This is a genomic window from Lysinibacillus sp. NPDC059133 (assembly GCF_042755925.1).
Taxonomy (GTDB): Bacteria; Bacillota; Bacilli; order Bacillales_A; family Planococcaceae; genus Lysinibacillus.
In genome coordinates this window covers 246,676-265,118 of sequence record NZ_JBHZDH010000001.1, presented here as the reverse complement: position 1 = coordinate 265,118, position 18,443 = coordinate 246,676, and the positions used below count along the sequence as shown (strand labels likewise).

The 18,443-nt window shown below is 36.8% G+C and carries 18 protein-coding genes; 1 reads left to right on the top strand and 17 read right to left on the bottom strand.

All coding sequences use genetic code 11. The features are described 5' to 3' along the window. The 11 genes from ACFXN8_RS01285 to ACFXN8_RS01235 all read right to left on the bottom strand — a co-directional run. Nucleotides 1-3,522, bottom strand: a 3,522-nt coding sequence (locus ACFXN8_RS01285) for a S8 family serine peptidase (protein ID WP_386842147.1), incomplete at its 3' end; no start/stop codon positions are given. A 237-nt stretch (nucleotides 3,523-3,759) separates the two neighbouring features. Then, the gene (locus ACFXN8_RS01280) at nucleotides 3,760-3,963 is read right to left on the bottom strand and encodes a helix-turn-helix domain-containing protein (RefSeq protein WP_386842145.1); all 204 of its coding nucleotides are present in this window, start codon (nucleotides 3,961-3,963) and stop codon (nucleotides 3,760-3,762) included. Nucleotides 3,964-4,213: 250 nt separating this feature from the next. Beyond that, nucleotides 4,214-4,549 carry a DMT family transporter gene (locus tag ACFXN8_RS01275; RefSeq protein ID WP_386842143.1) on the bottom strand — a complete coding sequence of 112 codons (336 nt, stop codon included), beginning with the start codon at nucleotides 4,547-4,549 and terminating at the stop codon, nucleotides 4,214-4,216. 14 nt (nucleotides 4,550-4,563) lie between these two features. Continuing rightward, nucleotides 4,564-4,890 (bottom strand): DMT family transporter, encoded by a 327-nt coding sequence (locus ACFXN8_RS01270; protein WP_376072090.1) that lies wholly within the window; start codon nucleotides 4,888-4,890, stop codon nucleotides 4,564-4,566. Between the two features lie 5 nt (nucleotides 4,891-4,895). Further along, nucleotides 4,896-5,426, bottom strand: a complete 531-nt coding sequence (locus ACFXN8_RS01265; protein WP_386842141.1) for a TetR/AcrR family transcriptional regulator — start codon at nucleotides 5,424-5,426, stop codon at nucleotides 4,896-4,898. Nucleotides 5,427-5,556: 130 nt separating this feature from the next. Next, nucleotides 5,557-5,769, bottom strand: a complete 213-nt coding sequence (locus ACFXN8_RS01260; protein ID WP_376072085.1) for a helix-turn-helix domain-containing protein — start codon at nucleotides 5,767-5,769, stop codon at nucleotides 5,557-5,559. 11 nt (nucleotides 5,770-5,780) lie between these two features. Further along, a complete protein-coding gene (locus ACFXN8_RS01255; protein ID WP_386842139.1) occupies nucleotides 5,781-6,419 on the bottom strand; it encodes a DUF2975 domain-containing protein in 639 nt (212 codons plus the stop codon). A gap of 341 nt (nucleotides 6,420-6,760) precedes the next feature. Then, on the bottom strand, nucleotides 6,761-8,029 hold the full coding sequence (locus tag ACFXN8_RS01250) for a DUF5068 domain-containing protein (RefSeq protein ID WP_386842137.1): 1,269 nt from the start codon (nucleotides 8,027-8,029) through the stop codon (nucleotides 6,761-6,763). 603 nt (nucleotides 8,030-8,632) lie between these two features. Beyond that, on the bottom strand, nucleotides 8,633-8,938 hold the full coding sequence (locus ACFXN8_RS01245) for a hypothetical protein (RefSeq protein WP_386842135.1): 306 nt from the start codon (nucleotides 8,936-8,938) through the stop codon (nucleotides 8,633-8,635). 211 nt (nucleotides 8,939-9,149) lie between these two features. Further along, entirely contained in the window at nucleotides 9,150-10,664 is a 1,515-nt protein-coding gene (locus ACFXN8_RS01240; RefSeq protein ID WP_386842133.1) for an ABC transporter permease/substrate-binding protein, read from the bottom strand. Further along, a complete protein-coding gene (locus tag ACFXN8_RS01235) occupies nucleotides 10,648-11,616 on the bottom strand; it encodes an ABC transporter ATP-binding protein (RefSeq protein ID WP_386842131.1) in 969 nt (322 codons plus the stop codon). Before ACFXN8_RS01235 ends, ACFXN8_RS01240 begins: the two co-directional genes overlap by 17 nt. Before the next feature lie 629 nt (nucleotides 11,617-12,245). Here ACFXN8_RS01235 and ACFXN8_RS01230 point away from each other — a divergent pair. Then, a complete protein-coding gene (locus ACFXN8_RS01230) occupies nucleotides 12,246-12,971 on the top strand; it encodes a glucosaminidase domain-containing protein (RefSeq protein WP_386842129.1) in 726 nt (241 codons plus the stop codon). Nucleotides 12,972-13,019: 48 nt separating this feature from the next. Here ACFXN8_RS01230 and ACFXN8_RS01225 read toward each other — a convergent pair whose 3' ends face one another. The 6 genes from ACFXN8_RS01225 to ACFXN8_RS01200 form a co-directional block, all read right to left on the bottom strand. Continuing rightward, entirely contained in the window at nucleotides 13,020-13,775 is a 756-nt protein-coding gene (locus tag ACFXN8_RS01225; protein ID WP_386842127.1) for a hypothetical protein, read from the bottom strand. A gap of 130 nt (nucleotides 13,776-13,905) precedes the next feature. Then, nucleotides 13,906-14,721 carry an NlpC/P60 family protein gene (locus tag ACFXN8_RS01220; protein ID WP_386842125.1) on the bottom strand — a complete coding sequence of 272 codons (816 nt, stop codon included), beginning with the start codon at nucleotides 14,719-14,721 and terminating at the stop codon, nucleotides 13,906-13,908. After that, a complete protein-coding gene (locus tag ACFXN8_RS01215) occupies nucleotides 14,718-15,503 on the bottom strand; it encodes a serine hydrolase (RefSeq protein ID WP_376072060.1) in 786 nt (261 codons plus the stop codon). The genes ACFXN8_RS01220 and ACFXN8_RS01215 overlap by 4 nt, the downstream gene beginning before the upstream one ends. Nucleotides 15,504-15,510: 7 nt before the next feature. Further along, nucleotides 15,511-16,443: a S66 peptidase family protein gene (locus tag ACFXN8_RS01210; RefSeq protein WP_386842123.1), complete on the bottom strand. Its 933-nt coding sequence runs from the start codon at nucleotides 16,441-16,443 to the stop codon at nucleotides 15,511-15,513. Further along, nucleotides 16,440-17,387, bottom strand: coding sequence for an ATP-binding cassette domain-containing protein (locus tag ACFXN8_RS01205; RefSeq protein ID WP_376072055.1), 948 nt, complete (start codon nucleotides 17,385-17,387; stop codon nucleotides 16,440-16,442). Before ACFXN8_RS01205 ends, ACFXN8_RS01210 begins: the two co-directional genes overlap by 4 nt. Next, nucleotides 17,377-18,441, bottom strand: coding sequence for an ABC transporter ATP-binding protein (locus ACFXN8_RS01200; protein WP_376072052.1), 1,065 nt, complete (start codon nucleotides 18,439-18,441; stop codon nucleotides 17,377-17,379). Before ACFXN8_RS01200 ends, ACFXN8_RS01205 begins: the two co-directional genes overlap by 11 nt. Nucleotides 18,442-18,443: the final 2 nt, after the last annotated feature.

Below are 18,443 nucleotides of genomic sequence, written 5' to 3'. Positions count from 1 at the left end.
GCCGTTTCCGTTGCCATTTCCGTTTCCGTTGCCATTTCCATTTCCGTTTCCGTTGCCATTTCCGTTTCCGTTTCCGTTGCCATTTCCGTTTCCGTTTCCGTTGCCATTTCCGTTTCCGTTTCCGTTGCCGTTTCCGTTTCCGTTGCCATTTCCGTTTCCGTTGCCATTTCCGTTTCCGTTGCCATTTCCAGGTGCTTTAACTGTAACATTTACAGTAACTTCATGATCACCGTATGAAATAGTGATTGTAGTCTTGCCCTCACCTACTGCAGTTACTAATCCATTTACTATTGTTGCAACATTTTCATCTGCAACAACATAAGTAGCTTTCGAAGTTACGTCTTGCTCTGTTGCATCACCTTCTGCAGGCGTTGACGTTTCTGTTACCGTAAGTTGTGCAGTTTCTCCAGCTTTTAGGTCTAGCTTAGTTGGATTTACAGAAAGTGCTACTACTGGTTCTACTACTTCTTTTTCATATATCATTGCTTCACCAACATTCCCCGCAGCGTCATTTATTATTACTGATATAGCATTTGTTTCTGCTGTTACTGGGAATGTGAAGCTACCGTCTTGATTTAATTCAAAAGCAACTGGCGCTTGTACTTGGCCATTTACCGTCGCAATATAGGAAGCTTTTAATTTATCATTTAAATTGTAATTTAAACCATATAAATATAACTCTTCATTGTAGTCGATATACTTATCTGTTACCTGTCCTGTAGCGACACCTTCAGCTACTGAACCAGCAATTTCTGGTTTAGTCGTTTTCACGACAATTGGTCCAACATAATCGGAAACTACTCCTGATGCTGCAAGACCTGTGAAGTCAATTGTATACAAACCATCTGGAATCGTTGTGGCAGGTTTTGTTCCCCATGGTTTGTACTGCCCACCGACATTCAGCGTATAAGAGCCTTTTGCTAGCGCAGTACCTGCATGTAGATAACCAATGTAGCCGTCTCCGTATTCTCCACCTTCAGGATTCATAATATCCCAAAGCTCGATATAGTTAGTAGTTACATCTCCAGTTAATGTGAATGAAAGTACAGCTGAGTCTTTCACTCCATCCCCATTAAAGGATAGGTCTGTTTCTGTAATCTTAAAATCTTTGATTGCAGTTGCTGCCGCGCCGCCAAAGTCAGCTGCGAATGGCAATAAAATTGCTGTATCTCCGCCGCTGATGTTAATATACCCTAGTATTTCAGAGCCGTTTGGTGCCGTAGCTTTTGAAGCAGTTAATGTAATATTTAAAACTTGCTCACCAACTAGATTAAATGTCGGCTGATCTACTTTAACAGTTGCATCACCAAATGTTTTTGTCACATCAATTGATACGTTATAATTGCCGCCGTTCCCTTTAATATCTTTTACTAAAACTTGTTTCGTTACAGAAATATCTCGGTCTTTAAGTGATTGTGGACCGAAAGTAACTGTACCTTTCAAATTTTCTGTAACTACACCAGTTCCATCTAAAATTGCGCTATCAAGTGCATAGGCAAGAATTTCCGGATGAGCTGCTGCATAAGGATCTACACGCCCTGCACCCTGAGAAAACACATCGTATTTTGTTTTATCTATAACCTTTGCTGTATTAGAAAGCGCCACTTTTACATCGAACGCGTTCCAATCAGGATTTGCTTGTTTAACTAATGCAGCAATACCTGCAATATGCGGTGTTGCCATAGAAGTTCCTGTTTTACGACCATATGCTTCCCCATAATCTGCATCAGGGAAATCTTTTTTATACATTGGAATCGTGGACATAATGTTTGTTCCAGGTGCACTTACATCTGGTTTAATATCAAAGTTTGGTGTAGATGGTCCACGTGAACTTGAATCGTTTACATCATCTCCCAGTGTCTTTGTGGAAGCAAATTTACTAAAGCTTACTTTCCCTGTTCCGCCTGCTAATGCAGCGCGTATTGCAGCGCCATCCGTTTGGGACATATCAAATGTTGGCAGAAACTCAAATGAATCACCAAGGAATGTGCCTGAAATGTTCGGTGCATTCGTTCCACCAGCAAAGTTATGAATAATTGTTGCGACTGCTCCTTTTGACTTTGCATTCGCAATTTTATCAACGAATGCGATACTACCACGAGAAATCAATGCCACTTTACCTTTTACATCAATTCCTTCAAAGTCTTTTACTTCCCCGTTTCCAGGAACAGCAACTAGGTCAAATTCTCCTTGAAGCTGTGTTACTAAATCTTTCGCAAAAGTCGTTCCCATTAATGGAAGCTGTTTTGTTAAGTTGTAGCCCCCAACTGTAACATTCACTTCCCCGTTATACATTGTTTCTGGATTTGTAGTGTTACCAACAGCAATTCCTAAACGAGCAGTTGCAGGCGTGCCCATTGTTCCGCGATTTGGACCCTCGTTTCCTGTTGCAATTACTCCGATTGTTCCAGCCATCATTGCATTATTAATAGCAAATGAACCAGCATCCGTTTCAGAGTTAGCACCCCCGCCAAGTGAAAGGTTGATAACGTCCATTTTTTCTTTTACAGCAGTTTCAATTGCTTTAACAATACCAGATGTAGCTCCACTTCCGTACGCCCCAAGAACACGGTAAGCATAAAGGTCTACTTTTGGAGCAATTCCTTTAATACCGAATTCGTTAGCTCCGATTGCTGCAATTGTTCCAGCAACATGTGTACCGTGAGAAGTATAAAACGCGCTTCCCTTTTCATTAAATTCAGGTGTCCCAACTGGACGTTCCGAAGGCAATGTTTCCGATGCATCGTCATCTGTCCGAGGCTTCGTATATGTTGATGAATTTGGAATAAAGTTTTTCCCACCTTTGTAAACTCCAGCGAACTCAGGGTGATCTACATCAATACCAGTATCTAATACTGCTACTTTTATTCCTTGTCCTTCAATTCCTTCCTTCCAAAGCTGTTCAATGCCAAGGAAAGAATTACTTGTATTCATTTGAGCTTCTAATTGATCTTCCTTAATTAGTTCCGATGATTTCATCGTATTATCTTCTGATGCGTAAACAATTGCATCAGGTTCGATTAATGTAATTCCTTCTACTGTAAGCAGTTTCGGGAGATCATTGGCTTTCACAGTTGCCGCAAAACCGTTTAAAACAGTATCAAATGTGTATCCTTGAGTCATTTGAACTTTTTTAATAGCTAACTCTTTTGAAACTTTTGCTTGTTGTGCTTTTACATTTGAACGAACTTCATTTGCTCGGGCATTAGAGAATTTTTGGCCTTTGAGTTGGCTCATTCCTTGCTCTAGTGCCACAGGCTTTTCAGATAAATGAACGATGACTGCAACATCTTGATTGCCTGATAGATTTTGTAAACTTTCGTGAAGAGTTGGACCATCTTTAGATAAGCTTAGCTGTTCAGCGATAGCCGCTTTTTGTTGAATTATACTTTCACTTTGACTATCTTGCTTGAATGGTTTCGATTCTTCAGCACTAGCACTCGACAATGGAACCAATAGAGAAAGTACCATAACGAAAGCTAAAATACTACTTAAGAACTTCGTAAACTTAAAATTTTTCAAATCTCATTTCCCCCTCCGCTTTTAATTGTCACACTTTTCTAATTAGTGTGATATTTCCAATTTATCACAAATAAACAAATTCGAATATCGGAATATTTAAACATTTTAAAATATTGATAATTAGTATCAGTTTATCAAATATAGATTAAATCTATCTTCCTAGTAATTTAATAAAAAAGTAGAACTTTCAAATGAGAAATGACTTACAGTAATTCATTAATTTTTCAATTAATCCTATCATGTCAGCAGTTGTAGATATAGTTGGTGGTGTATTTGCTTATAGAAAATTAGAAGGGAGTGATTGGAGGGGAATCGGTTTTCGTTAGGGAATTTGCCTGACCGTATCCAACGTTTAATAGTTTCTTCGTGCTTACCTAATAAGTCAGCCACTTCTTTTACTTTATATTCTTTCAAGCTATTGCCTCCAAACAGAATGTACATTTCAGGAATATACGTTCTATTTTATCGCAACATTCAATCGCTGTAACTATTTGCATCATCAGAGTTGTTGTGGTAGTAAATGAGTTCATTTAGAGGGGTAATTAACAAAAAAGTACACCACTAAATATAAGTGATGTACTAATTATTTAATATAATGTGTGACATTAAAAACAACGCCTTGATATTAATAACTTGTAATACATTCACTTGTCTTTAATTTTACAAAGTAGGACGTTTTCCTTTTTGAATGTTATGTTGTCGTATTATGATGGTCTCCCTGATTTAGAAGAATAACACCACCAATAATTAGTGTAATTCCGGTTGCTGTGTAAAGATTAAAAATATCTCCCCATACAACGATTCCGACAATTACTGTTAGTGCTGTACCTATACCTGACCAAATGCCGTATGCAAGGCTTAATGGCAACGTTTTTAAGCATAGGGACAAAGAATAAAACGAAATCCCATATCCTATTACGACAGCTATGGATGGACCTAGAATTGTAAATGCCTCTGAAAACTTAAGCATCGTTGTTGCAAATACTTCACTTACGATGGATAACGCTAAAAATAGATAACCCTTCATTTACAAATTCCTCCTTAATGTCCGCTTCCAGCAAGGTTAAGTATGACTACACCGATAATAATTAACAGAATACCCATAAGCTTTTTTATATTAAATAATTCTTTATAAAAAACTACACCGATGATCGCCGTTAGCGCCGTTCCTATTCCTGCCCATATTGCATATGCAGTGCCAATTGCTAAAGATTGTAATGTTAGAGAAAAGAAATAAAAAGCTGTTCCATATCCAACCACTACACCAATTGAAGGGAATAATCGTTTAAAGCCATTTGTAAGTTTCAGCATCGAGCTTGCAAAAACTTCTGCGATAATTGAAATAGATAAAAAACCAAGAGCACTCATGTATGTTAGTCCTTCCTTGTCATGTGCATTAATTGTTCAAAGACACCATCTGTTGCCTTAGCAGAAATCGGTGCGATATTTAATAGTTTTGAATAATACAATCCATCAATTGTTAACCGAATTAAATGAACAACGGTGGCCTCTAAGCCATCCTGAAACAACTCTTCTAATAAACATTCATAAACTGTTGAGATGGATGAATGGTCATTTTGCAATATTTGAATCGCAATATTTAAAGATGCCCCATCTGCAAGATCTTTTTGAGAAGCTAAAATAAACGCTCTCGACAGTCTCCCAGTCCCTTGCTCAAAACTTGCTAGATGTTCATAGGATTGTATAACCTCGTTTAAAATCATTTCAGCAATTGCTGTTTGAAGGGCATCCTTCGTATTAAAATGATACAGTAAACCGCCCTTACTGATGTTCGCCCTATTAGCAATTTTATCTAAAGTTAAAGTGCTTAATTCATTGTCCTTTAAATACTCAATCGCCGTTTGGATAATATGTGATCGTTTTAAATCTGCTTTTGATGACACACAATCCCCCCTATCAAAGCAAAAAGAACCGTCCAGACGGTCTTTTTTATTTTATAGTTCTTAATTTTACTTCGTCAATTACCATGCAAAAAAATCGAAACCCGAATAGCATTCACTCTTCGGGCCACGGTTATTCTTCATCGTCTATATACTCCAAAATATCTCCTGGCTGACAGTCCAATGCCTTACAGATCGCATTCAACGTAGAAAAGCGCACGGCTCTAACCTTTCCAGTTTTTAAGTTGGATAGATTGACAATCGACACATCTACTTTTTCTGCTAACTCACTAAGCTGCATTTTTCGATCAGCCAACATTCGATCTAATCGAATAATTATCGTCATTTTTTCACTTCCTAAGCTGTTGCATCATATTCATCTTGTAAAAACGCACCATATCGGAATATACGTGCTATCGTCCAAATGACTAATCCACATAATAGTAATGTCCAATTAATTCCGGCTAAGTGAAAGCTTATTCCTTTGACCAAACCTGTACCTACTAACAGCTCACCTAATTTAGTTTGTTCAATAACTGTATAGGCAATGTACGTTCGAAATGTATCTACTGTCAAGCCTAATACCACTACAGTGTAAGCGATCCATTCCATTTTTCTACTATTCTTTTCCGAAAAAATAATTCCTTTACTTAAATTAATTAACAGATTTCTTACTTGGACAACGATAAATAATAATAATCCTATGTATATTGTAGCAGTAAATAGTAATTTCACGACATGCATTTTCGTATACTGAATATTTTCCGTTACCTTATCTGCCAATCCTATTTCCATCCCTTCAAAATGAACGAAAGCTGTTATATTCTCTTGTACCAAAAAATTATTTATACTATTTTCCGGCACAAACATTACTCCTGCACATAATACGCCGATCATAGTAAGTACAAAAATGATTAAAACCATCAAGATTGTGAAAATTGAACGTAACCCTTTTGTTAAAAATCGAAATTCTTTACTTTGGATTATTTGTTCCATTCCTAGCATCCCCTCTCTTATTGTTAATTATACATCTCACTTTATCCTTTTCAATAATTAATTAATGTTTATCATTAAAAATATATTGTTCAATTTTAATTCCCTCATACATACTGAATTAGGTATACTATGACAAAAAGCAAAAGTTACAACATTGAAAGAGATGGTCAGTAATGGAATCTTTACATACAGAATGATCTTGCAAATGGATCAAAAGAGGAGGAAGCGGCTCGAACCTCTTCTCCTCTTTTAAAATGACACTACATTCACAGATAGTCCCTTGATTATTTAGTTTTTCAACACGATGAAGCCCTCTCAATTTACGAGAGGGCTCTTGCCATTTATCTTGGTAATGTAAATGTTTCTTTTTTACCTTTAGAAGTATCCTCTGCTCCTTTATTTCGGATAGGACCCAATTCGATGTCAAAGGCTTTATCTTTCCAAATTTTTTCATATTGTTCTTGGTCTAATACGTATACTTGTAATAGCTCGCCAGTTTCACCAGCTTTAATCACTTCATTATAATTGTAATTTAATAGCATACCTTCGCTTAATGCATATTGTGAGCCATCATTAACTGATAGTTTTGAAGACATAGAAGATAAGCCAATTTCACTAGTAGCTTTATTTTCCAACTTAAATTTCACTGTTAATAAAGTGACACCATTCGTGAAATTAGAGAAACGAGGCGCTTCTACCTCATTAGGTGTAAATTGTGTAAACTGATACCCTTCTAGAATAGCATTTACATCCCCTATTTTCTTACTTTCATTAATGTCGCTTTTTTCCTTCAGCATCTTCTTTTCGCCCATATTGTCCAATGTTACTTTATCTTGATAAAATGACGAATTACTAGATACTTTTTTAGAACCATCCGTATATAAAGCAAGATTAAATCTTCCATCTGAACCAATTGTAGAGCCGAAATTTTCTTTTTCAGTAAACGGTTTTGGAACCATTACTGTTACTGTGCCCAGTTCATTGATTTTTGCTAAATCTGTTTCACCGAAAGGATAAGCGATATACCCTGTTACCTCTTCACCTGCTTTTAACAAATAATCTGTTTTGTAGCCTAGTTTTGTTGGTAATTGACTTTCTTCAGGAATTAAATCCTTATAATTCGAATAATCTTTATTTGCACCCGTAAAAGTAACACTTAGAGAAGGCATGTAATAAACATCTTTATCCATTTCATTCTTCACTGTATATTTAGCTAAAATGACGCCACCATTAGTTTGTTCACCAAATGGAATATTAAAATCTGTATGGAAATCCTTTAATTCCACTACTGAATATGCATCAAGTGAAATTGAAACGTCTTCCATTTTATGTACTTGTGGTTCATTGTTTTCAAAAAGAACTTTAGTTTTCCCTTGAGTTTCCTTTTCCATATAAGAAATTAAAGGAGCGAAGTCAGCAGAACCTTTAGTTGATTCTTGATCTTTTTTAGGTTCTTCCTTTTGGACTTTATCTTTATCTTGTCCTTTTTCCTCCTGTGTTTTCTTTGGTTCATCGTTTTTCTTTGTTTCGTCCCCGTCTTTTCCACAACCACTAAGAATGATTGAAGTCGATAAAATTAGCGAAGACATTAAAAATAAACTCTTTTTCATTTCTTCCTCCAAGATGTGTCTTTAAATTTTTTTGGCTCAACTGTAAAAACAAAGCAATTTTTGAGCTGATACCCATTTTAATCCACATTTAGTTCCAAAACAACTTGCACTGGAAGAAATTATACTATTAAAATAGTGTATATCCAAATATTGTTTATTGAATAATTCGATCTTATTTTTCAATTTCCATTATTTTTCATATTCAATCTTTTTTAGTTGCTTTCTTCGAATAATAATTATCAATGTACTAAAAAAGCTATATCTAACTTAGTTATTAGAAAATAAGTACAATATACCCAAGAACATAGTCACGTATACGATCACGTCTTTTCACCTTCGCGTCATTGCGGTCGTCGCGGATATACATTGTCGCTGACGCACAGATATACTTATTGCTGACGCTTCGCTTTCGCACAGATTATACACTGCCACTGGCGGTTCGGTTGATTGGAAGAAAAACACTAAAAGTTAAGTAAATATTGACACTGATTTTAACAGTAAATTAGGAACATAAACGGCAGAAAAAACGGTCAGATATCTGAACGTCTTTTTGTGTAATAATTTTTAACCTAATTGAACGAAAGCTCCCGTTTGACGAAGGTATTAAGTATCACCGTAGTATTCTGCAAAATGTAAAAATCCAAATTTCCTCACAAGAAAGTTTCTTAATTCGCCCTGAGTAGCTTTTTCTATTGGAGGATTTGTTAGGGTGTATGCTTTAGCATTTAATTCAGCAAATTTATCTTTATCTACTTCATTATGTTCTTTATCTTCAATAATTCCTGAAGAAATTGCTGCTTTTGGATAACCAAGAAAAAACACATGTGTTCTTAATGCAATGCTTGGTGATGAATGCAACAATATAATTACAACCAAAAAAGAAACAATAATGATAACTTTTTTCTTCAAGTCACCGCTTCCCCCAATTGACGTTAATGTTAATAATCCACAAAATATTTTAAGATAAATTTTCCATTACAACAAAAAATTAGTTCACTTAAAAAACTAACTACCTTTTTATAAATTATATCTTTAAATCGAAATTTTCATCTGTGAATTATCGTTGTTAATAAAAGATAAGCATCTCTTTTCTAGCTACTTGTACCCTATGATTTTCGTCTTATAGCAGTCCTGCCTTTATTAAATATTCTCGTGCCACATCTTCTATATTTTTGCCTTCAACATTTACTCGATAGTTCATTTCGCGCATCTCATCATCTGTTATTTGATTTGCCAGCTTATTTAAGGCTGTTTCAATCTCAGGATATTTCTTTAACGTCTCTTCCCTTAGTAAAGGAGCTCCTTGATAAGGTGGGAAAAGTTGCTGATCATCTGTTAAAACTTGTAGATTATATTGACGGATTTCACTATCCGTTGAATAAGCATCTAATAAATCTATATTTCCTGATTCGATTGCCTGATATCTAAGCTTTGGCTCCATCGTTGTTATGTTGGACAGTGTAATACCATAACGCTTTTGAATGCCCAAATAACCATCTTCTCGATCGTTAAATTCCAACGTGAAGCCAGCTTTTATCGTTTCTTGAATAGATTTAATGTCAGAAATTGTTTGCAAATGATAGGCTTCCGCTATTTGCTTCGATACTGCCAATGCATACGTATTGTTATAGTTCATCGGACGAAGCATCACCATGTCAAATTTATTCAGCATTCCTTCTTTCGCCTGATGATAAACATCTTCCTGATTATTATTGATGGCTTCCTCTTTTAAAAACTCTGAAATTGCCGTTCCAGTAAATTCTGGATAAATATCGATGCTACCAGATTTAAGGGCATTAAATACAAAGGAAGTTTTCCCAAGCCCTTGTTTTAATTGCACCTTTAAATCTGTTTCATTTTCAATAAGCAGTTTATACATATTAATTAGAATCTCTGGCTCAGCGCCAAGCTTCCCTGCAATAACAATTTCTTCTTTCTCTTTGAAGTTTAGTAGCGGGAATACAATCATTACTAATGCCACAACACTAATCATACTCAATGCTGTCATTGTTTTTTTAAACGACAGTGATTCTAGTTTTTTTAGTAAGAAGTCGAACACTAATGCTAAAATCGCTGCAGGCACAGCCCCAATAATAATTAGAGCTGTATTGTTTCGGTCAATGCCAAGCAAAATGATATCTCCTAATCCCCCAGCTCCGATTAATGCTGCTAATGTTGCTGTTCCAACGATTAATACCATAGCTGTTCTAATCCCCGCCATGATAACAGGCATAGCAAGAGGCAACTCTACTTTCACTAATCGCTTTCGCGTATTCATCCCCATCGCCATCGCCGCTTCTTTTAAAGATGGATCTACTTCATTGATTCCCGTAAACGTATTACGTAAAATCGGAAGAAGTGCATAAACAACTAAGGCAATAATTGCCGGTACTTTGCCGATGCCAAACAACGGAATCAATAACCCTAATAACGCTAATGAAGGAATCGTTTGTAAAACTGCACTCATACCAATAATAGTTTCTGCGATTTTCTTTTTATTTGTTAAATAGATCCCTAGAGGAATAGCAATCACCACTGCAAGAAATAGTGCAATGAAGGAAATTTGAATATGCTCTAATAAAGATGCCAATAACTGGCCTTTTCGTTCGCTCAACACGTCAAAAAAATTCACCATTTAAAGTACCTCTTTCTAAGAAATCCTGTGCTAAATATTGAAGCATAGATGCTCTCGTGACAACGCCAATTATTTCCCCTTGATCTTCCACACCCAAACGTTCATAATGAGCTAGTTTTTGAAGAATGGTCTGCAAAGACTCCTTGGAGGAAATGGTGTTCTCTCGATTTCTTTGATCAACCTCATCATCAATTGGTTCAATTACAGCTTGGATATGGAAAGTTCCATACTCTTTTATCCCAACAAATTCTCGAACAAAATCATTAACAGGATTTTCTATGATTTCATGTGGAGTACCAATCTGTACAATCTCTCCATCCTTCATGACGCATATTCGATCACCAAGTTTTAAGGCTTCTTGCATATCGTGCGAAACAAAGACAATCGTTTTTTGTATCGTTTGCTGAAGCTCAAGAAGATCATCTTGTAATTTTGTGCGGCTAATCGGATCTAAAGCACTAAAAGGCTCGTCCATTAAAATGATTTCGGGGTCGGCTGCTAATGCACGAACAACACCGACCCTTTGTTGCTCACCACCAGAAAGTTCTGTTGGCTTACGCTGACTATATTTATCTGGTTCAAGTCCTACCATATCTAATAGCTCACGAACTCGTTGCTGGATTTGCGATTTACCCCATTTCTTCAATTCTGGCACAACAGCTATATTTTCTTCAATCGTCATATGAGGAAAAAGCGCAATTTGTTGAAGGACATAGCCGATATTCCATCGCAATTCATGAATGTTGTAATCACTAATTCTTTTACCGTTAATTCGAATAGTTCCTTCCGTTAAATGAATTAATCGATTAATCATCTTTAATAATGTTGTTTTTCCACAGCCACTAGGTCCAATAAGAACAAAAAATTCTCCCTTTTTGATCTCTAAATGAATAGCTTTCACTGCGACTTGGTCATTTACATATTTTTTTGTGACATTTTCAAATGCTATCATTGTATAAGCTCCTTTTTTAGAGAGACATCATCTTACTTTCTATTATTCACCGACTAAATGGCTCTTCTGCAAAACGAGGGGGTGATTTCCGTTCCGGCCGAGCGCTTTCCTTGATCTTTTGAGAACACACTATGTAAATTAGCTTAATGTTTTAATATAGAAATAAACTACTATTTTAATCCACTTCATTTCATATACGTTATGCATAGTAGGTCTAGAACTAACACTTTTTTTAAGATACACCGTGTTCCTATATATATTTCACTATCTAAAGTCATTTCAAACTTATTTTTTGTTTTATATCAAAACGTTGGTCCTCTTGACGCTCTACTCTATTTGTCTCATAATTTTCATAGAAAATCGTATACTGTTTTTGAGTACGTATAACTACTATTCAATCTCCTTTCATTTCTAAAATGTGCTGGAAATTAAGGAACTAAATGAAGGGTTTTATCGTTCTATGAATGATATACTCTACAAAAGAAAACATGACTTTATTTCTATTAATGACTCTGGAATAATTAGAAATATATGAATTTCGTTATTGAAAAGAAAGGAGGAAGGGAGATGTTGTAATCTACCAACATCAATGAACAATGAAATACTTACTTAATTTTTTCAAAGGACTTATGATTGCTATTATTGTTATTTGTATTTCGTTTTTTATGGTGACGCAGCTATTCAATACTAATGAGACTGTAGAGCCTGCAGTTGTTGCTGATAATCCTAGTGTAGAAGAGTTTATTGGCTCAATTGCTGAAATTACTCGGAAACTAGGTGCCGAAAATGACTTGTATGCATCGATTATCATTGCGCAAGCCGTTTTAGAAAGTGAGCATGGACAAAGTGGCCTTGGATCTGCACCAAATAACAATTTATTTGGTATGAAAGGTAGTTACCAAAATAACTCCGTAACATTTGAAACATCCGAGGATGATGGATCAGGTAATATGACAACGGTGATGGCTCAATTCCGCAAGTATCCTTCCTATGAAGCATCTTTACAAGATTATGTGAAATTAATGCGTAATGGGGTTTCATGGGATAAAAATTTCTATGCAGGCGTTTTTAAAAGCAATGCGAAGTCCTATACAAATGCTACAAACTTTTTAACAGGCTCCTATGCAACAGATTCACAATACAATGAAAAACTTAATGCACTAATAGCAAAGTATGATTTACAACAGTATGACAGCCCTGTCAAAGATAAAAAAACAATTACTGTAGCTGATGGTGACTCTCTTATGCATATTGCAGAGGCTCATAATGTTAAAGTTACGTCCATCAAACAATGGAATCAGCTTCGATCTGATAGACTTGAAGCCGGTCAGCAATTAAATATTTATAAATACTAATGTAAAAAATCTCCACGTTCAAATTTTGACATGGAGATTTTTTTTATATTAACTTATTAATCTGTGAATCACTGTTTCTATATCAAAGACACGTTTGTTTAAAGCGTAAGTCCTATCTTCCACCTGCTGAGCAATTTTTTCAGTAAACTCACCTAAATGTTCAACAATGTTTTTCTGAAGCTCAGCTTGTCCAATTTTAAGTTCATACACATCACCCTTAAGTACATGTACATCACTTTTAAGTTCATGCACATCATCCTTAAGTACGTGTACATCACTTTTAAGTTCATGCACATCATCCTTAAGTACGTGTACATCACTTTTAAGTTCATGCACATCATCCTTGAGTACCTGTACATCATCCTTGAGTACCTGTACATCATCCTTGAGTACCTGTACATCACTTTTAAGTTCATGCACATCATCCTTAAGTACGTGTACATCACTTTTAAGTTCATGCACATCATCCTTGAGTACCTTTACATCACTTTTAAGTTCATACACATCACCCTTAAGTACGTGTACATCACTTTTAAGTTCATGCACATCACTTTTAAGTTCTTGCACACCATCCTTAAGTACGTGTACATCACTTTTAAGTTCATGCACATCACTTTTAAGTACCTGTACATCACTTTTAAGTTCATGCACATCATTTTCAATTTTATCTAAGCGCTGGTCAATTCCGTCAAATCTTTGATCAATAGTCTCAAAACGTTGGTCAATTCCGTCAAGTCGCTTATGCACTGGTGTCAATTCTTCTTTTAAAACGGAACGTAACAACTCTTTTAACTCTAGATTCAATTCTTATCCCCCAATCCTCTAAATTTTGATTTCATTATAGCATAATGCAAATAGGTTATCTCTATCAATAATTTCCCGATCCATCTCAAAAATTGAAAAAGAGAAGCCACGTCAAGCTTCTCTACACTTTTTATTTAAATAAGCTACCCACAGCGGTAATAGATGTCGCCAAATCTTTTCGATATTGCTGATGCTGTTTGTCCAGACTATTAATATTAACCTCATTACCGCCAAGTGAAGAATGTACATAAAGGTTGTCGCCTATATATAAAGCCATATGACCTGGGAAGTATAATAAATCACCCTTTTGTATGTGCTCTAGAGATATTTCCTTGATAGGAAAACCTTCAACGATTTCGGCATCACGATATATATACACACCGTTTAGCATATACGCCATTGAACATAGACCTGAGCAATCAATACCTAGCGGTGATTTCCCTCCCCAGCGATAGGGTGTTGCTAAATAGCTAAGCGCTATTTGGACCACATTTTCTCGTATTTGTTGCTCAGATAAGCTGTTTTCTGGAATTTTTTCTTGTAGCCATTGTCTACGTACATAACCGATCTCCCCCGACACTAATTGTACTGCTGCCCATTCTGGATCTATTTCCTCCATAGCGAGCGAACAGATGATGGAACCTTTAACGAGCGTCTTTATTTTCGCACTCTGAATTCGAGGCTGCAGCAAAACATCGGCGAAGCTTTGGTTAATAAAATGGTTTGCTTCTTGTCGCCAAGTATCTGTTCTTGTTTTATCAACTATGAAGTTAGCCTTTTTGCAATAACCTTCATAGCCATATGCGGTTTGGATGCGTACCCAGCTCTCATCTATATCTTCTATGATTTGAACCGTCATCCCGTATAGTACCTCATCCACTAATTCTGAGGCTTCATCTGGCTTTGCGTGTAAATTGGCGATCATGGACTTCACAATGGCATTCATTCTATCAGCTCCTTCCGCTTCACCAAGTACTCGTAAACAACTTTGGAAATACGACCAATTAGCTGCCTTGCATGATCATTATTCGTAACCTCTGTTACGAAAACGCCAATGAGATAATCCCCAGAGCTGCTGTACACAATCCCAGCATCATGATCTACCGTATCAAGACCACCTGTTTTATGAGCGAGTTTCACATCATCTACTAAATAACGACTTAATGATTCGTGTATACGTTGACGACTTAAAATATCTAGTGTTAGCTCACTAAATGCCGATGACAACAAGTCCCTGCGATAAATTCGTGAAAATAGCAGTGCCATATCACTTGCCGACGTTGTATTATCAAAGCCTTTTTCAAGCCTTTCAAAATCCATCATCTTCCGTTGTATGATTGTTTGCTTAAGCCCAATTTGACGAAAATAATGATTGAGTGCATCCATCCCTAGAAAATCGATTAATACATTTGTTGCTGTATTATCACTCGTAATAATCATCCATACTAAAAGCTCATAGATGGTACTTTGCTCTAAACGCTGCTCACTAATGACACTAAAATCAACCCATGCTTCGGGTGCTATCTGTAGCTCTTGCTCTAATGATTGGTTGTTGCTTTCTAAATAATGCAGAATAGCTAGCAGTATAGGCACCTTAATTAAGCTAGCACTAGAAAACGCGTCTTCTAGCTTTTCACTAATGAAAAATTGCTCAGTCTTACAATCTTTCACAAACATATGGACTTTATAAGGTGCATTTTGAAGAATCTCTGTTATCGTTTGCTTCATATGTCACCTACTCTATAACTTTTATCATCTGATTCTCCGTGTCCATTGTGATCGTTCGACCAAGTGGCAGTGACATCGTTGGTAAGATGTGACCGCAAGCTATGTCCTTTATGATAGGTTTATGGAGTGGACCTAAAATTTCTTGGAAAATTGTTTGTAGGGATAGGCTATGCTCTGGATGTTTTGGATTTTCTGGACCACAATTTGTCCAAGCCCCTAATAAGATACCTGCCACCTCATCTAGTTTGCCTGCTAATTTTAGCTGCGTAAGCATCCGATCAACACGTTGCTCACTCTCGTCTACATCTTCTAAAAATAATATTTTGCCCTTTGTCTCAATTTCATAAGGTGTGCCAAGAGATGCGGTAACTAATGTTAAGTTCCCACCAATAAGCTGCCCTGTCGCTTTTCCAGCTGCAAGCGTTGTCATTGTACGTCCAGGTGGATTTTCAAGACAGTAACCCGTACGTTCTGTTGCTGTCACACTTTCGATAAAGGAATTCCATGTATATGGATCCATCTCTGGCCGAATAAATTCTGTAGAGGGCATTGGTGTATGATACGTGACAAAGCCACATGTTTGGTTAAAAGCGATATGTAATGCCGTCACATCGCTATAGCCAGCAAATACTTTCGGGTTTGCCTTGATCATATCGAAATCCAGAAGCGGTAAAATTTTCGTCGCTCCATAACCTCCACGTATGCAGAAGATGCCGTCAATATTGGAGTCTCTAAACATTTGATTAACTTCAGAGGCTCTTAGTTCATCAGAACCTGCTAAGTAGCCGTGCCTAGCCCGACACGTTTCCCCAGCAACAACTTTAAAACCTAATTTTTCAATACTTTTAACGGCAGGGAGAAATTTTTCAGGCGGTGTTGCACCCGAAGCACTTATAAGACCAATTGTGTCACCTTTTTTCAATCCCTTTGGACGAATCATTTGCTAACCTCCATTTTTAGTGAAGTTCGGTAACTTTCCAATTCCTCTTCATTGGCCAATACAAAATGACCTTCTTCTATTTCTATAAATGACGGTGGCTGAATGTCATAGTTGTGCTGTGATGGATCATAGATTTCTACGACTTTATCACGCTCCTTATAAGGATTGGGCTCAGGTACTGCTGATAATAATGCCCTTGTGTATGGATGAAGGGGATTAGAAAACAGCTTTTCTGTCTCAGCTAGCTCAACAATGTTCCCTTTATAAATAACAGCCGTTCGATCCGTAATAAATCGGACTACCGATAAGTCATGCGCAATGAATAAATAGGTTAAATCATTTTGCTGCTGGAGGTTTGCTAGTAAATTTAATACTTGTGCACGAATGGATACATCTAATGCTGAAATTGGTTCGTCAGCAATAATAAATTCTGGCTCCATTACTAATGCACGTGCAATGCCGATACGCTGACGCTGTCCTCCTGAAAATTCATGTGGGAAACGACTAGAAAACTCCGGTAATAATCCAACATTTAATAATGCATCGCGTACCTTCTGTTGACGATCAGCCTCATTTTTGAAGTTTTTTGTATTCATGAGTCCCTCGGAAATAATATAGTCTACCTTTGCACGTTCATTTAGCGATGCCATAGGATCTTGAAAAATCATTTGGATTTTCTGTGTAATTTCTCGATCCCACTCTTTCGATATTTTGCCATTAAGCTTCTTACCGTGATATAGTATTTGTCCTTCGCTGACTTCATTGATACGCATAATCGCTCGGCCGATTGTTGTTTTCCCAGATCCTGATTCACCTACTAAACCGAACGTTTCACCTTTGAAAATATCGAAACTAACATCATCAATAGCTGTAAATTTATTTTTACCTTTACCAAAAACAACCTTTAAATTTTTCACCTCGACTAACACTTCTTTATGACTCATGCGCGTATCGTCTCCCTTCTGCGAAAAAGGCTTGTAGCGCTTCAGGAGGCTCTACTTTTGGAGCAAGTGGATCCAATAGCCATGTACGAGCATAATGTGTGTCACTCACCTGAAAAAATGGGGGACGCTCTACAAAATCAATCTTTAACGCATATTGATTGCGAGGTGCAAAGGCATCTCCTTTAATGTCTTGAAAAAGATTGGGTGGTGTACCTTTGATGGAATAAAGCTGCTGCCCTTTTGATCCTAGTTGCGGCAATGATGAAATGAGTGCCCAAGTATAGGGATGCTTGCCATTAAAGAAAATTTCATGAGTCTTTCCTATTTCAATGACATCACCTGCGTACATAACTGCAATACGGTCGGCAACCTTCGCCACAACGCCTAAATCATGCGTTATATAAACGGTTGTTAGTCCATATTTTTGTTGGAGATTTTTTAGAAGCTGTAAAATCTGTGCTTGAATTGTTACATCTAATGCAGTTGTTGGCTCATCACAAATTAAAATTTTCGGCTTACATGCTAGTGCAATAGCGATGACGATTCGTTGACGCATGCCACCGGAAAATTCGTGAGGATATTGCTTATAGCGCTTTTCCACATTGTGAATGCCAACATCTTTTAACAATTTTAATGTTTCTTCATATGCTGCTTTCCCCTTTAAGCTTTGATGTAAATGAACACATTCTTCGATTTGCTTGCCAATCGTTTTCAGCGGATTTAATGATGTCATTGGATCCTGTGTCACCATTGCCACTTCTTTTCCACGAATGCTTAGCCACTCCTTCTCGGTTCTAAACTGCGCCAAATCCTGATCATTGTAGAGGATCTGCCCCTGATCAATGTAGCCATTTTTATCGAGCAAGCCCATGATTGATTTCATGAGAACGGATTTTCCTGAGCCTGATTCGCCAACGATCGCAAGACTTTCACCTTTGTATAAATCAAGGGAAATATTACGAATGGCCGTTAGCACTCTGCCACGAAGTGTAAATTTAATGACAAGGTTTTGGATAGTTAAAATAGGTGATTTAGTTTGTGTCACTTCCATCATCC

What these genes read in the sequence shown, in the direction of transcription:
- ACFXN8_RS01280 (WP_386842145.1), bottom strand. Translation starts at nt 3,963, where the DNA reads ATGTACATTCTGTTTGGAGGCAATAGCTTGAAAGAATATAAAGTAAAA.
- ACFXN8_RS01275 (WP_386842143.1), bottom strand. Translation starts at nt 4,549, where the DNA reads ATGAAGGGTTATCTATTTTTAGCGTTATCCATCGTAAGTGAAGTATTT.
- ACFXN8_RS01270 (WP_376072090.1), bottom strand. Translation starts at nt 4,890, where the DNA reads ATGAGTGCTCTTGGTTTTTTATCTATTTCAATTATCGCAGAAGTTTTT.
- ACFXN8_RS01260 (WP_376072085.1), bottom strand. Translation starts at nt 5,769, where the DNA reads ATGACGATAATTATTCGATTAGATCGAATGTTGGCTGATCGAAAAATG.
- ACFXN8_RS01255 (WP_386842139.1), bottom strand. Translation starts at nt 6,419, where the DNA reads ATGGAACAAATAATCCAAAGTAAAGAATTTCGATTTTTAACAAAAGGG.
- ACFXN8_RS01250 (WP_386842137.1), bottom strand. Translation starts at nt 8,029, where the DNA reads ATGAAAAAGAGTTTATTTTTAATGTCTTCGCTAATTTTATCGACTTCA.
- ACFXN8_RS01240 (WP_386842133.1), bottom strand. Translation starts at nt 10,664, where the DNA reads ATGGTGAATTTTTTTGACGTGTTGAGCGAACGAAAAGGCCAGTTATTG.
- ACFXN8_RS01235 (WP_386842131.1), bottom strand. Translation starts at nt 11,616, where the DNA reads ATGATAGCATTTGAAAATGTCACAAAAAAATATGTAAATGACCAAGTC.
- ACFXN8_RS01230 (WP_386842129.1), top strand. Translation starts at nt 12,246, where the DNA reads ATGATTGCTATTATTGTTATTTGTATTTCGTTTTTTATGGTGACGCAG.
- ACFXN8_RS01220 (WP_386842125.1), bottom strand. Translation starts at nt 14,721, where the DNA reads ATGAATGCCATTGTGAAGTCCATGATCGCCAATTTACACGCAAAGCCA.
- ACFXN8_RS01215 (WP_376072060.1), bottom strand. Translation starts at nt 15,503, where the DNA reads ATGAAGCAAACGATAACAGAGATTCTTCAAAATGCACCTTATAAAGTC.
- ACFXN8_RS01210 (WP_386842123.1), bottom strand. Translation starts at nt 16,443, where the DNA reads ATGATTCGTCCAAAGGGATTGAAAAAAGGTGACACAATTGGTCTTATA.
- ACFXN8_RS01205 (WP_376072055.1), bottom strand. Translation starts at nt 17,387, where the DNA reads ATGAGTCATAAAGAAGTGTTAGTCGAGGTGAAAAATTTAAAGGTTGTT.
- ACFXN8_RS01200 (WP_376072052.1), bottom strand. Translation starts at nt 18,441, where the DNA reads ATGATGGAAGTGACACAAACTAAATCACCTATTTTAACTATCCAAAAC.